We start from the raw sequence: 13,168 nt of genomic DNA, 5'->3' as shown, positions 1-13,168 counted from the left end.
CGTTGAAGGCGTTGAGGCACAGGCCCCTTGGGCCCAGAATCAGCCTCAGTCGACCAGCGGTAACAGCGAGTCGATGCTCTCACGGGCATCGCCATAGAACATCCGGGTGTTCTCCTTGAAGAACAGCGGGTTCTCGATGCCGGAGTAGCCGGTACCCTGGCCACGCTTGCAGACAAACACCTGCTTGGCCTCCCACACAGTAAGCACCGGCATGCCGGCGATCGGGCTGTTGGGATCTTCCTGAGCGGCCGGATTGACGATGTCGTTGGAGCCGATGACGATCACCACGTCGGTGGTGGGGAAATCGTCGTTGATCTCGTCCATTTCCAGCACGATGTCGTAGGGCACCTTGGCCTCGGCGAGCAGCACATTCATGTGCCCCGGCAGGCGACCCGCCACCGGGTGGATGCCGAAGCGCACGTTCTTGCCGGCGCTGCGCAGCTTGCGGGTCAGCTCGCTGACCGCATTCTGGGCCTGGGCCACCGCCATGCCGTAGCCCGGCACGATGATTACGCTGTCGGCATCATTGAGGGCACTGGCCACGCCACCGGCATCGATGGCCACCTGCTCGCCCTCGATATCGGCTGCTGGCCCCTGGGTGCCACCAAATCCCCCCAGGATGACGCTGATGAAATTGCGGTTCATCGCCTTGCACATGATGTACGACAGGATGGCACCGGAGGAGCCCACCAGGGCCCCGGTAACGATCAGCAGGTCGTTGGAGAGCGTGAAGCCAACGGCCGCCGCCGCCCAGCCGGAATAGCTGTTGAGCATCGACACCACCACCGGCATGTCGGCACCGCCGATGCCCATGATCAGGTGGTAGCCGATGAAGAAGGCCAGCGCCGCCAGCACCAACAGGGTCCAGAAGCCGGCCCCGTTGAGGTAGAGAATGGCCAGCAGCAGCGAGAGGACCGCGGCACCGGCGTTGAGCAGGTGTCCGCCCGGCAGCTGCTTGGACTTGCCGTCGACCTTGCCGGCCAGCTTGCCGAAGGCGATCACCGAGCCGGTGAAGGTCACCGCACCGATGAAGATGGCAAACACCACCTCGATCTGCAGGAACATCAGTTCGTCGGGCGCCTTGGTGGCCACCAGGGCGGCAAAGGCCGAGAACTGCTCGGTGGCGCCTTCCACGGCCTGAACGGCCAGCACCCGGCGACGCTCCAGGTCCGCGTTCCAGGCCACGAAGACCGCAGCCAGGCCGACGAAGCTGTGCAGCGCCGCCACCAGCTGCGGCATCTCGGTCATGTCGACCTTATTGGCCACATACCAGCCGATCACGGCGCCGATGATCATCATCGGGATCATCCACCAGTAGCCGCCGATGCCCGGTCCGAAGGCGGTGAAGAACACCGCCACGGCCATGCCGACAATGCCGTACCAGACGGCCCGCTTGGCCTTTTCCTGGTTGCTCAGTCCCCCCAGCGAGAGGATGAATAATACACTTGCCGCGATCGCCGCGGCAGATACGAATCCTTGACCCAACATGTCGTGTCTCCGCCGCTCAGGATTTCTGGAACATGGCCAGCATCCGGCGTGTCACCAGGAAGCCACCCACGATATTGATGGACGCGATCAGCACCGAGATCGCCGCGAGCACGCCGACGATGACGCTGCCGGAGCCGATCTGCAGAACCGCCCCGAGGATGATGATGCCCGAGATCGCGTTGGTTACCGCCATCAGCGGCGTGTGCAGCGAATGGCTGACGCCCCAGATCACCTGGAAGCCGACGAAGCAGGCCAGCACGAAAACGATGAAGTGCTGCATGAAGGACGTCGGGGCCACCTGACCGAGCAGCAGCATCAGCGCGCCACCCACGGCGAGCAGGGTGACCTGACGCTTGGTCTGCGCCTTGAAGGTGGCATGTTCCGCCGCCCTCTTTTCCTCCGGCGTCGGCTCCTTCTCCTTGGGCTTGGGCTTGGAGGCACCGATGGCCTTGACCTTGGGCGGCGGCGGCGGGAAGGTGATCTCGCCCTGGTGGGTCACCGTGGCGCCGCGGATCACGTCATCCTCCATGTCATGCACGATCTCCCCGTCTTTCTCGGGCGTCAGATCGGTAAGCATATGGCGGATGTTGGTGGAATAGAGCAGCGAGGACTGGGTGGCCATGCGCGAGGGGAAGTCGGTATAGCCGACGACCGTCACGCCGTTGTCGGTCACCACCTTCTCGTCGGGCTTGGTCAGGTCGCAGTTGCCGCCCTTCTCGGCGGCCAGGTCGACGATCACCGAGCCGGGCTTCATGGCCTCCACCATGTCCTCCAGCCACAGCTTGGGCGCTGGCTTGCCGGGGATCAGCGCCGTGGTGATGACGATGTCGACGTCCGGGGCCTGCTCACGGAAGCACTCGAGCTGCTTCTCGCGGAACTCGGGGCTGGAGGGCGCAGCGTAGCCGCCGCTCTCCGAACCGTCCTGACTCTCTTCGAACTCGAGGAACAGGAACTCGGCGCCCATGGATTCGATCTGCTCGGCCACCTCGGGGCGCACGTCGAAGGCACGCACCACGGCTCCCAGGCTGGTGGCGGTACCGATGGCGGAGAGGCCCGCCACGCCGGCACCGATTACCAGCACCTTGGCCGGCGGTACCTTGCCCGCGGCGGTCACCTGGCCGGTGAAGAAGCGCCCGAAGTTGTTGCCGGCCTCGATCACCGCCCGGTAGCCGGCAATGTTGGCCATGGACGAGAGCGCATCCATCTTCTGCGCCCGGGAGATACGCGGCACCATGTCCATGGCGATCACGGTGGCCCCCTGGGCCTTGCACAGCTCGAGCATTTCCTCGTTCTGGGCCGGCCAGAAGAAGGCGATCAGGGTCTGGCCATCGCGTAGCCGACGCGCCTCCTCCTCGGAGGGCTCGCGAACCTTGATGACCACCTCGGCCTGGGTCCACAGCGCCTCGGCCCCGTCGACGACGGTAACCCCGGCCTCGCGATAGACGTCATCGTTGAAACCCGCGGCCACCCCGGCCCCGGTCTCGACGAGACACTCATGCCCCAGTTTCTGTATCTGCTTCGCGCTCTCGGGGGTCAGCGCGACACGCGCTTCCCCCCGGGCACTCTCCTTCGGTGCGCCTATTTTCACGTTGGACCTCCATGCTCAAGGCCGCCTTGGCGGCCCCACGGTGACTGAACCGGTGCAATGCCCGGTGCCGAGAACCAGAACGCTATAGAGCACCACAACGCAGCCACCGGATCAAGGTGACTTAGCGAACCGCTCGCCAACGACGGCACACCACCGGGCTCTGGAAAGAAAAAACCCTGCCAGCATGAAAGGCCGGCAGGGTTAGCGACAACTTACTTCAAAGAAGCCTGGATACCTGGAAGATCAGGCGCTCAGCAGGGCGTTGAGACGCTTGACGTAGGCGGCGGGATCATCGAGATGACCGCCTTCGGCGATGATCGCCTGGTCAAGCAGGATCCGTGCCAGGTCCTCGAAGCCCTCACCCTCGACGCCCTCGAGTCGCGCTACCAGTGCATGGTCGGGGTTGAGCTCGAGAATCGGCTTGACCTCGGGCATCTTCTGGCCGGCCGCCTCCATGATGCGGCGCATCTGGAAGCCCATCTCGTGCTCGGGCAACACCACACAGGCCGGGGAGTCAGTCAGGCGATGCGTCACCTTGACCTCCTGGACCTCATCGCCCAGTGCCTCCTTGACGCGCTTGACGAGGTCCTCCTTGGACTTGGCGGTCTCTTCCTGGGCCTTCTTCTCCTCCTCGTCCTCGACGTCGCCCAGATCGAGATCGCCCTTGGCGACATCGACGAAGTGCCTGCCCTCGAACTCATCGAGATGACTCATCAGCCACTCGTCGATGCGATCGTGCAGCAGCAACACCTCGATGCCCTTCTTGCGGAAGATCTCCAGGTGCGGGCTCGACTTGGCCGCATTGAAGCCCTCGGCGACGATGTAGTAGATCTTCTCCTGCCCTTCCTTCATGCGCGAGACGTAGTCGGCCAGCGACTGGTCCTGGGTGGCGCTGTCGGTATGGGTGGTGGAGAAGCGCAGCAGGCCGGCGATCTTCTCGCGGTTGGCGAAGTCCTCCGCCGGCCCCTCCTTGAGCACGCTGCCGAAGGTGTTCCAGAAGGTCTGGTAGGCCTCATCGTCCTTGGACAGCTTCTTGAGCATGTCCAGCGCGCGCTTGGTCAGGGCGGCCTTGATCTTGTCGACCTGCGGGTCCTTCTGCAGCAGCTCCCGGGAGACGTTCAGCGACAGGTCCCGGGTATCCAGCACGCCCTTGATGAAGCGCAGATAGAGCGGCAGGAACTGCTCGGCGTCGTCCATGATGAAGACGCGCTGCACGTAGAGCTTCACGCCCCGGGCACCGTCCCGCTCGTAGAGGTCGAAGGGCGCGCGGCCGGGCACGTAGAGCAGGCTGGTGTATTCAAGCTTGCCCTCGACCTTGTTGTGACTCCAGATCAGCGGATCGCTGAAGTCGTGGGCCACGTGCTTGTAGAACGCCTTGTACTCGTCGTCGCTGATCTCGCTCTTGGGCCGTACCCAGAGGGCGGTGGCCTCGTTGACGGTCTCCCAGGTAGTGGTTTCACTGCCCTCGATGTCGTTGCCGTCCTCGTCCTTGGCGGTCTCGACCTTCGGCATGCGCACCGGCACCTCGATATGGTCGGAGTACTTGCGCACCAGACTCTTGAGGCGGAAGTCGTCGGCGAACTCCTGGGCATCCTCCTTGAGGTGCAGAACGATCTCGGTACCGTGGACCTCATGCTCGATGTCGGCGACGGTGAACTCGCCTTCACCCCTGGAATGCCATTCGACGCCGGCGGCCTTGTCGCTGCCGGCCTTGCGGGTGCGCACGGTCACCTCATCGGCCACGATGAAGCTCGAGTAGAAGCCAACACCGAACTGGCCGATCAGCCGGGCATCCTTCTGCTGTTCACCGGAGAGCTGCTTGAGAAACTCAGCGGTACCGCTGCGGGCAATGGTGCCGAGGTTCTCGATCACCTCGTCGCGACTCATGCCGATGCCGTTGTCGCGCACGGTCACGGTGCCCGCCTCGGCATCGTGGTCGATCTCGATGCGCAGCTCGCTGTCACCCTCGTAGAGCGCGTCGTTGTCCAGCGCCGCATAGCGCAGCTTGTCGCAGGCATCGGCGCCGTTGGAAATCAACTCACGCAGGAAAATCTCCCGGTTGGAGTACAGGGAGTGAATCATCAGATGCAGCAGCTGCTTGACCTCGGTCTGAAAGCCGAGGGTTTCCTCATGAGTGGCTGTGGTCATGTGGCGTGAACCCCTCTGTCGACGTGCCATGGTGGCAAGAACCACCGGTTCGGAACTGTCGTCGATATGGGGCCCGGTAGCGGTTTTTCAAGCGCCTCCTTCGGCAGGATCTCCAAGCACGAAGTGCAGGCGGGCGGTGGCCACCGGCACCGCCTCACGCTCCTGCCAGGCACAGACCCGCACATTGCCCATGCGCCGTCCCTCGCGCAGCAGGCTGCAGCGGGCCAGCGTCGGCGTCACTCGCGCCGTGCGCAGGTAGTCGATGGAGATATCAACGATGCGTGGCAGTCGCGGTGTACGAGTGGCAAGCATCAGGTCCAGCGTCGCCGCAGTCTCCATGAAGGCCGCCACCACGCCGCCATGCAACGCCGGCAAGAGGACATTGCCGACATTGCCTTCGCAAGGCTCGAGGCGGAACAGCAGGCCCTCGCTCTGCGGGTCCGGCAGCGCGGAGATACCGATGCGCCGGGCATAGGGCATCAACGCCAGCCAGGCTTCGACATCCCCCTCGGCGCGGGTCCTCGCCAGCCATTCGAGATCGCCGAAGCCCTCACGCATGGCCGTTCTCCTCCGCGAAGAGCGCCTCAGCGAAGCCCTCGGGGGTATTGCGCGGCCCTAGCCGCACGAAATTGCCGATACCCCTTGCCAGCGGTCGGCCCGTCTCCTGCCACAGAGTGCCCTCGGTGAACACCACCGATTCGGTGATCCGGATCACGCGGGCCTCGGCGAAAATGGCCTGCCCTGCCACCCCCGGCCGGAAATGGTCGACCCGCAGATCCAGTGTCGGGCAGACCTCCGGCGCCGGCAGAGCCGGCAACACCGCCGAACCGCAGACGGTATCCAGTAGCATGGTCAGCACCCCTCCATGGACCAGCCCCCGGGTGGTATCGCCGAGCAGATCATCGCGCCAGGGCAGACGCATGGTGGTCAGCGCGGGCGCCACCTCGAGCACTTCGAGGCCCAGTTCGCGGGTGTGCGGGATCACCGTGACGAAACGCGTCAGGGCACGACGCCAGTCGGCGTTGCTCGGTGTCTGGTCATGGGTCATCCGGGCCTCGCAGGCGGCAGCAGAAGATTTCAAACGATCGTATCAAGACGGCGGTTCCCCGTCGCCCCGATCTTCGTCGCAGGGCCGAACCTCTCCCTCACGGCGTTCCCGCCAGGCCCGATAGCCGGCCAGGTGCCGGTCGACCCGCGTCAGCAGCCAGCCGACGATCACCACATCATCCAGCAACCCCAGCAGCACGAGCATGTCGGGAATCAGGTCGAGGGGCGAGACCAGGTAGGCCAGCGCCGCCAGCATCCACAGAAAGGCGCCCCAGGGCACTGGGCGGTAGCGTCGCAGCAACACATCGCGGATCATGGGCAGGAACAGTCGCAGGGCACGCCCCATCCGCTTCAGCACGTGAGCGCGACGACGCAGACGCTGCACCAGCATACCGCCACCGATTCTGGCCATCTCGAACTCCTTGCCGACAGGCGGAAATACCGCTACACGATAGGGTATCCCCACCCTGACGGACAGCCGCTGCCCCTCGGCCAGCAGCAACACTACTCAAGTGCCCTGCCATCGGCCACCATGGCAGTTTGACGACCGCGAACCGCAAGAGGTCACGATATGCTCCTGTCACTCGGCCACTGCAAGACCCTTATCGCCGCTATTCTTTGCAGCCTGCCTCTGGCCGGCCAGGCGGACGACCGCGCCATGCGAGAAGCCCTGGAGGCCGCCCGCAACGCTCAGTGGGAAAAGATCGACCAGGATGCCATCGAGGGCCATGTACTCGCCGGCTACGTCGACTATCACCGGCTGCGCCAGCGTCTGCCGCAGGTAGACGCCGACCGGGTGCAGGCCTACATCGAGCAACATGAAGATTCTCCGCTCAGCGACTGGATGCGGGGCCAGGCCATCGCCGAGTATGGCAAAGCCAGGCGCCCGGCCAGCCTCCTGGCGGTCGCCGACGGCGTTCCCGAGGGCACTGCCCGCCAGTGCTACTACTATACTGCCCTGCTCGACCGTGCGCCGGAGGACGCCGCCCGGGGCGGTCGAGAGCTCTGGCTCGTCGGCCGCTCCCAGCCGGATGCCTGCGACACTCTCTTCGACACCCTGCGCGCCCGGGGCGAGATCGACCAGGCCCATGTCTGGGAGCGCATGATGCTCGCCTGGCAGGCCGGCGAGAGCGGGCTGATGAACTACCTGGGCCGACAGCTGAACGCTGACTGGCAGTCCGCCAGGGCCAGCCTCGACCGGCTCCGCAAGGACTATGCGGCCGTGACCGAGGTCCCGGCCTGCACGGGGCCGGGCTGCCGGGGCAGCGGGCCGCTGTTCGCTGCGACCATGCACGGCTTCACCCGCGCCGACACCGAAGCGGCCCTGGAAGCCTGGCGCAAGGTCGCCCCTCACCTCTCGCTGGAAGCCCGCCACCGCGACGCGATCGAACGTGATCTGGCCTTCTACGCCATGGTGCGCGACATCGACCAACACGGTGGCTGGCGCGACGAAGTCGTGGCACGCCTCGACGATACCGAACTGCTGGAGCTTCGCGTGCGCAGGGCCCTGGCCGAGCGGAACTGGCCGGGGGTCATCGACTGGGTGCATCGCATGCCCGACGAGACGCGCCGGGAAGCTCGCTGGCAGTACTGGCTGGGCCGGGCCCTGGAGCAGCAGGGCGACACCGCCACCGCGGAAAAGGCCTATGCCGCGGCGGCCGGCGAGAGAAACTTCTTCGGTTTTGCCGCCGCCGACCGGCTGGATCGCCCCTACGCCATGAATCTGGAGCGCAACACCATCGACGCGGTCACCCGGCGGGAAGTCGCCGACTGGCCGGCGGTGCAACGCACCGAGGCGCTGCGACGGATCGACGAGCCTGGCCTTGCCAACAGCGAATGGTACCGGGCCGTGGCCCGAGCCACGCCGGAGGAGGCTCGAGCCCTGGCGGACTACGCTGCGCAGCGGGGCTGGCTCCCCGAACTGGTGCAGACCACCATCGTCGGCGAGATGTGGGACGCCCTAGCGTGGCGCTTCCCCGAGGCCTATCGCGATGATTTCCTGCACTGGGGCGGCGTGGCCGAGGTCGACCCCTACCTGCTGATGGGTATCGCCCGACGCGAGAGCGCCTACAATCCTGCGGCCCTCTCCCCCGCCGGTGCCCGCGGCCTGATGCAGCTGATGCCGGCCACGGCCGCCCAGCTCGGCCGGCGCCTGGGGATCGGCGACCCCGGCCCCTACGGGGTCCTCGAACCCGAGGTGAACATCCGCCTGGGAAGCATCTACCTGGGCGAGCTGATCGATCGCTACAGCGGCAACCGCCTCGCCGCCGCGGCGGCCTACAATGCCGGCCCCGGTCGGGTCGACCGCTGGCTACGCGACGCGCCGGAAGCGTTCGACCTCTTCGTCGAAAGCATCCCCTTCCGCGAGACCCGCAACTATGTGCAGGCCGTGCTCGCCTATCGGGTGATCTTCGAGAGCCTCTCCAGGGGCGGCGAGAGCAAGGGCGTCTCGATGCTGAGCCCGACGGAGAAGACGGTGCGCTACGACCGCTCGCTGCTGGCCAGAAACTGAGCATCGCGCCGCTAGCCTCGGGCTGCGAGCAGCATGATGCAAACGTCAGCTCGTAGCTCGTAGCTCGTAGCTCGTAGCTCGTAGCTCGTAGCTCGTAGCTCGTAGCTCGTAGCTCGTAGCTCGTAGCTCGTAGCAGTATTAGACCGGCTGACGCGTTAGCGCCAGCTTGATGCCGAAGCCGACCAGCACCGCGCCGGTGAGGCCATTGAGCCAACGCGAGAACGCCGGACTCGCCAGCCAACGACCGGCGCTGCCCACCATTACCACGATGGTCACCTGCCAAAGGTTAGCGACCACGAAGTGCACCCCGGCCAGCCACAGCGACTTGACCAGCGCCGGATCACCCGGCGCGATGAACTGGGGCAGGAAAGCCATGTAGAAGACCACCGTCTTGGGGTTCAGCACGTTGGAGAGCAGCCCCTCGCGAACGGATCGCCACAACCGCAGGGCCTGGCGATCGACCTGCACACCGCTCACCGGAAGCCCCTGCCCCCGGCGGGCAGATCGTAGGCTGTTGACACCCAGCCATACCAGGTAGGCGGCACCGGCCATCTTGAGCAGATTGAACGCCCAGGCAGACTGCAGCAGGATCAGCGAAATCCCCAGTGCCGAGACCGTCGCGTGCACGAACAGCCCGCAGCAGATGGCCAGACTGGTCGCCACGCCGTCTCGCCAGCCGCCCCGGGTGGTATTGCGAATCACCAGCAGGGTATCGACCCCCGGGCTCATGCTCAGCAGGGTGATGGCCAACAGAAAGGGCCAGAACTGTGCATCGAAGAACATCAGTTCAGCCGTTGAAGATGCCGCGACGGGCATGGCGAAGGGAGATCTGATCGTTGAGCGTCCAGAAATCGTAGAGCACCCCGAGACCGAAGAGCCCGAAGGTCAGCAGGTAGAGAATCCCGGTCAGCCACTTGCCGAGGTAGAAGCGGTGTATGCCGAACACCCCGAGGAAGGTGAGCAGTAGCCAAGCCAGGGTGTAGTTGATGGGGCCAGACTGGAAGCGCAGGTCGGCCTGGCGATCCATGGACGGGATCAGGAAGAGGTCGATCAGCCAGCCGATTCCCAACAGCCCCAGAGTAAAGAACCAGATCGTGCCGGTGACCGGCTTTCCATAGTAGAAGCGGTGGGCACCGAGAAAACCGAATAGCCACAACAGGTAGCCGATCAGTTTGCTGTGCGTATCCAGGGAGGCGATTCGGGTATCGGTCATGGGTCTCTCTTGCATGTGTGAAACCTAGGGATGGAGGCTGGACGCTCACCGGCTTTGCATCTAAAGTGATTCTGCGGGCACAGCGCCAGTCTCTCTGTGCCACCCTGTTGACGCAACCCTGGCGCTGCTGCACTATCCGTTGCGTTGGTTTGCAAGCAGAAAAGTCGTCAGTGGTACTTCGATTCCTTCGATACACTCGGTGCGTACTTCCTTCTTGCCTTGCCCACGCATGACGGGTTCGTGGTGGGGAGACTCCCTGCCCGACCCAGCACCATTATTTAGTTAGTTAAGGAAATCGACGATGGCAACTGGCACTGTCAAGTGGTTCAACGATACCAAAGGCTACGGCTTCATCTCTCCGGACGACGGCGGTGATGACCTGTTCGCTCACTTCTCCGAAATTCAGGCTGAAGGCTTCAAGTCCCTGCAGGACGGCCAGAAGGTCTCCTTCGAGGTGACCCAGGGCAAGAAAGGCCTTCAGGCCTCCAACATTCGGGCCGCCGACTGATCCTCGGCTGATCCGGAAGCATCCGGTTGGCTCTGCCGATCGAATGCCAGTAGAAAGGCCCACCTCGGTGGGCCTTTTTCATTCCGGACGAGTTCGAAGCAAGCCTCGTCGAGGGCATCTCAATTGTCCGAGCCATCCGTGTCATCGCGTTCGAGCGAATCGAGCTCCGACGATGCCTCCGGTGCCTGGCGCTCCGCCTCCTCGAACTGTTCGTCGATCTGGCGGCTCGCCTCCTGGAAGCGTTTTTCGGTTTCCTCGAGGATCGCATCGATATCCGAGCTGGTACTCTCCCCTGGCATTGCCTCTTGTTCATCCAGGTCGCTACTGGGCGAGACGTCGATCCCGATATCCGACTCTAGATCGGACGACTCCATGGGCTCGAGCTCCGGTGACTCCATAGGCTCGAACTCGGGCGACCCCTCCATGGGCTCGAGGTCAGACGCCCCCTCCTCGACGCTTTCGAACTGCTCGTCGATGCGACGGCTGGCTTCCTCGAAGCGCCGCTCCGTTTCCTCGATGATGGCATCGACATCGGAGCGGGTCGTCTCGCCGGGCAGGGCCGCGCCCTCCTCCAGGGTATCGGCCGGTGACTCGCCCAGCGTCTCGGCCTCGGCCTCGGCATCCACCTCACCCTCGGCCTCCAGGTCTATCTCACCCTCGGCGTCGACATCCATCTCGTCGGCGACATCCACCTCATCCGCCGTGGCAGGCTGATCCTCCGCGGGCGATTCGGCCTCCTCGGCGGCTGGCTCTTCTTCCGCGTCGGCAACCGGCTGAGAGGGCTCTTCCTGCGTCTCCTCGACCTCGGCCGGAGCAGGCTCGTCATCACCGTTGCCGCAGCCGGCCAGCCCCACGACCAATGCCATGGCGGCGACCAGCGGGATCCAGGGTTTCATTGCCATTTTCTTGCTCCTGACGAAAGGAACGACATTGCACCAGAGCCCCCCTGCTCTCGCAAGCCGGCATAGCGCCTCAGGTGGCAAACAGCTGGCCGGCAATGTCGCGGAATGCCTTGAATTCGATCGCATTGCCGCTGGGGTCGCGGAAGAACATGGTGGCCTGCTCGCCGGGCTCACCACGGAAGCGGATATAGGGCTCAATCTCGAAGCGCACTCCCGCCGCGGTGAGGCGGTCGACCAGCGCCTCCCAGTCGGCCATCTCCAGCACCACTCCGAAGTGTGGTACCGGTACCCCATGGCCATCCACCGGGTTGCGATGATCGTCGATTCCCTTTTCCCCCAGAGCAGGGTTCAGGTGACAGACGAACTGATGGCCATAGAGGTTGAAGTCGACCCAGGTATCGCTGGCGCGTCCTTGCGGACAGCCCAGCAGTTCACCATAGAAGCGCCGCGCCTCGGCCAGGTCGCGGACCTGTACGGCCAGATGGAAGGGAGTGAGCATCAGGGAGTCCTCCGATTGGTGAGCGGGTCAGGGGCCTTCATCATGCCGTCCCGGTACCCGCCTGGCCAGCGGAGCGTTCCGTTGAGGGCAATGGGCAACCCAGGGTCCAGGCCACGGCACTTAGCAGTTCTGCCTCCTCGGGATCGATCCGGCCGTCGTGCTCCACACAGCAGCTCATCGCCACCAGCAAGGGCTTCCGCTCGGCCTGAACCAGGCGTACCAGCCGTGCCATGGCCCAGTCGAGTTCGCTGGCGAGGGCCGGCTTGCCGACAAAATCCAGTCTCACGCCCAGCGCCGAGGAAAGCCGCTCGACAGCGGACCGGGCCTGATCCTCATCCTGCTGGCCGGCCCGCGCCAGCGTCGAGAGCAGCAGTGACAGCGGCCCGGCCAGATCCACCAGGTGACGATTACGGCGGGCTCGCCGCTCCCCCTGAACCCCCTGAATCACCAACCGGTGAAGGGCCCACTGCAGGGCACCGGCATCCGTCTCCAGGGCCATCAGCCGGCGCAGGCAGGCCTGGAAGCGGGCATGCTGGGCTGTGGAGAGCTGGCGAAGTGACGGGAGCGCCAGCTCGATCAGCGGCAGGCGCTGGCCGGGTGCCAGCCCGGACAGGGAGGCGTCGAGGGCCTCGAGCTCTCTGAGCACCTCGGGCAGCGCCTGGCCTTCCAGGGCCTGGCGCTGCGCCTCGCGGCTGAAAGGGTCGGCTCCCATCAGGATTCCGTAGACCAGCGCCCGGGCGGCAAAGGGCTCATGGGCGGCCTCGAGCAGGCGTTCGTCGATCGCCCCGAGGCGCCGACGAGCACGGGCGATATCCTCGGCGCTCGGCCGACCCACGCTGGCCACCACCGTGGCGGCCAAGGACCCTGAGGCCAGAGTCGCGGCACCTTGCCGCTCGCCAGCGGTGGGGGTGGTGGTTTCCTGGGGCGATGACGGACGAATCCTCGACGGAGGCGGCAGGCTACCGTCCCAGCGGGGCAGCACCCGGCGAATCCGCTTCTCCAGAGGGGGATGGGTGGCGGTAAGGCGTGACAGGGCGCGCACACCGCTGCCGAAATAGAGGTGGCTGAACTCCGCGGCATGAGCACCCAGCAGGCGCGAACCGGGGCGGTGCGCGGCCAGCACCTTCAGCGCCCCGCCGATGCCCTCGGGGTTACGGGTGTACTGCACGGCGCTGGCATCGGCCAGGAATTCGCGCTGGCGACTCACCGCGGCCTTGATCAGGTTGCCGCACAGGGTACCGGCATAGCCCACCACCATCAGCC

General features: G+C 65.1%; 13 protein-coding genes. 2 read left to right on the top strand and 11 right to left on the bottom strand.

Annotated elements, in window-relative coordinates; genetic code table 11:
* Positions 1–45 precede the first annotated feature (45 nt).
* From HALO32_RS08860 to HALO32_RS08835, 6 genes are all read right to left on the bottom strand, one after another.
* On the bottom strand, positions 46–1,488 hold the full coding sequence (locus tag HALO32_RS08860; RefSeq protein ID WP_151443430.1) for an NAD(P)(+) transhydrogenase (Re/Si-specific) subunit beta: 1,443 nt from the start codon (positions 1,486–1,488) through the stop codon (positions 46–48).
* A gap of 16 nt (positions 1,489–1,504) precedes the next feature.
* Positions 1,505–3,076: a Re/Si-specific NAD(P)(+) transhydrogenase subunit alpha gene (locus tag HALO32_RS08855; protein WP_151443429.1), complete on the bottom strand. Its 1,572-nt coding sequence runs from the start codon at positions 3,074–3,076 to the stop codon at positions 1,505–1,507.
* Between the two features lie 243 nt (positions 3,077–3,319).
* Positions 3,320–5,224 (bottom strand): molecular chaperone HtpG, encoded by a 1,905-nt coding sequence (gene htpG, locus HALO32_RS08850; RefSeq protein WP_151443428.1) that lies wholly within the window; start codon positions 5,222–5,224, stop codon positions 3,320–3,322.
* Between the two features lie 87 nt (positions 5,225–5,311).
* Complete coding sequence (locus HALO32_RS08845) at positions 5,312–5,782, bottom strand: PaaI family thioesterase (protein WP_151443427.1); 471 nt, start codon at positions 5,780–5,782, stop codon at positions 5,312–5,314.
* Positions 5,775–6,272 carry a PaaI family thioesterase gene (locus HALO32_RS08840; RefSeq protein ID WP_151443426.1) on the bottom strand — a complete coding sequence of 166 codons (498 nt, stop codon included), beginning with the start codon at positions 6,270–6,272 and terminating at the stop codon, positions 5,775–5,777. Before HALO32_RS08840 ends, HALO32_RS08845 begins: the two co-directional genes overlap by 8 nt.
* A 42-nt stretch (positions 6,273–6,314) precedes the next feature.
* Positions 6,315–6,683, bottom strand: coding sequence for a YkvA family protein (locus tag HALO32_RS08835; protein WP_151443425.1), 369 nt, complete (start codon positions 6,681–6,683; stop codon positions 6,315–6,317).
* A 159-nt stretch (positions 6,684–6,842) separates the two neighbouring features.
* On the opposite strand from HALO32_RS08835, the gene HALO32_RS08830 reads away from it, so the two are divergent.
* Complete coding sequence (locus HALO32_RS08830; protein WP_151443424.1) at positions 6,843–8,783, top strand: transglycosylase SLT domain-containing protein; 1,941 nt, start codon at positions 6,843–6,845, stop codon at positions 8,781–8,783.
* Between the two features lie 138 nt (positions 8,784–8,921).
* On the opposite strand, the gene HALO32_RS08825 is transcribed toward HALO32_RS08830, so the two are convergent.
* Together HALO32_RS08825 and HALO32_RS08820 are read right to left on the bottom strand one after the other, a co-directional pair.
* The gene (locus HALO32_RS08825; protein ID WP_151443423.1) at positions 8,922–9,566 is read right to left on the bottom strand and encodes a LysE family translocator; all 645 of its coding nucleotides are present in this window, start codon (positions 9,564–9,566) and stop codon (positions 8,922–8,924) included.
* 4 nt (positions 9,567–9,570) lie between these two features.
* Positions 9,571–9,996 carry an NINE protein gene (locus tag HALO32_RS08820; protein ID WP_192576475.1) on the bottom strand — a complete coding sequence of 142 codons (426 nt, stop codon included), beginning with the start codon at positions 9,994–9,996 and terminating at the stop codon, positions 9,571–9,573.
* A gap of 301 nt (positions 9,997–10,297) precedes the next feature.
* On the opposite strand from HALO32_RS08820, the gene HALO32_RS08815 reads away from it, so the two are divergent.
* Positions 10,298–10,504 (top strand): cold-shock protein, encoded by a 207-nt coding sequence (locus tag HALO32_RS08815; RefSeq protein ID WP_151443422.1) that lies wholly within the window; start codon positions 10,298–10,300, stop codon positions 10,502–10,504.
* 119 nt (positions 10,505–10,623) lie between these two features.
* Here the strand turns inward: HALO32_RS08815 and HALO32_RS08810 are convergent, their stop codons facing one another.
* The 3 genes from HALO32_RS08810 to HALO32_RS08800 form a co-directional block, all read right to left on the bottom strand.
* On the bottom strand, positions 10,624–11,406 hold the full coding sequence (locus HALO32_RS08810) for an LptM family lipoprotein (RefSeq protein WP_151443421.1): 783 nt from the start codon (positions 11,404–11,406) through the stop codon (positions 10,624–10,626).
* Positions 11,407–11,476: 70 nt separating this feature from the next.
* Positions 11,477–11,905 (bottom strand): VOC family protein, encoded by a 429-nt coding sequence (locus HALO32_RS08805; RefSeq protein ID WP_151443420.1) that lies wholly within the window; start codon positions 11,903–11,905, stop codon positions 11,477–11,479.
* 40 nt (positions 11,906–11,945) lie between these two features.
* Positions 11,946–13,168: M48 family metalloprotease (locus HALO32_RS08800; RefSeq protein ID WP_151443419.1), on the bottom strand; the 1,223-nt coding region annotated here is incomplete at its 5' end.

Source organism: Halomonas lysinitropha (assembly GCF_902500215.1).
Classification (GTDB): Bacteria; Pseudomonadota; Gammaproteobacteria; order Pseudomonadales; family Halomonadaceae; genus Halomonas; species Halomonas lysinitropha.
Note: the sequence above shows the minus strand (reverse complement) of the source record. Positions and strands in the feature narration are given on the sequence as shown.

Coding starts and splice junctions, on each gene's coding strand:
- HALO32_RS08845 (WP_151443427.1), bottom strand. CDS start 5,782: ATGCGTGAGGGCTTCGGCGATCTCGAATGGCTGGCGAGGACCCGCGCC.
- HALO32_RS08825 (WP_151443423.1), bottom strand. CDS start 9,566: ATGTTCTTCGATGCACAGTTCTGGCCCTTTCTGTTGGCCATCACCCTG.
- HALO32_RS08805 (WP_151443420.1), bottom strand. CDS start 11,905: ATGCTCACTCCCTTCCATCTGGCCGTACAGGTCCGCGACCTGGCCGAG.
- HALO32_RS08810 (WP_151443421.1), bottom strand. CDS start 11,406: ATGGCAATGAAACCCTGGATCCCGCTGGTCGCCGCCATGGCATTGGTC.
- HALO32_RS08840 (WP_151443426.1), bottom strand. CDS start 6,272: ATGACCCATGACCAGACACCGAGCAACGCCGACTGGCGTCGTGCCCTG.
- HALO32_RS08820 (WP_192576475.1), bottom strand. CDS start 9,996: ATGACCGATACCCGAATCGCCTCCCTGGATACGCACAGCAAACTGATC.
- HALO32_RS08835 (WP_151443425.1), bottom strand. CDS start 6,683: ATGGCCAGAATCGGTGGCGGTATGCTGGTGCAGCGTCTGCGTCGTCGC.
- HALO32_RS08815 (WP_151443422.1), top strand. CDS start 10,298: ATGGCAACTGGCACTGTCAAGTGGTTCAACGATACCAAAGGCTACGGC.
- htpG (WP_151443428.1), bottom strand. CDS start 5,224: ATGACCACAGCCACTCATGAGGAAACCCTCGGCTTTCAGACCGAGGTC.
- HALO32_RS08860 (WP_151443430.1), bottom strand. CDS start 1,488: ATGTTGGGTCAAGGATTCGTATCTGCCGCGGCGATCGCGGCAAGTGTA.
- HALO32_RS08830 (WP_151443424.1), top strand. CDS start 6,843: ATGCTCCTGTCACTCGGCCACTGCAAGACCCTTATCGCCGCTATTCTT.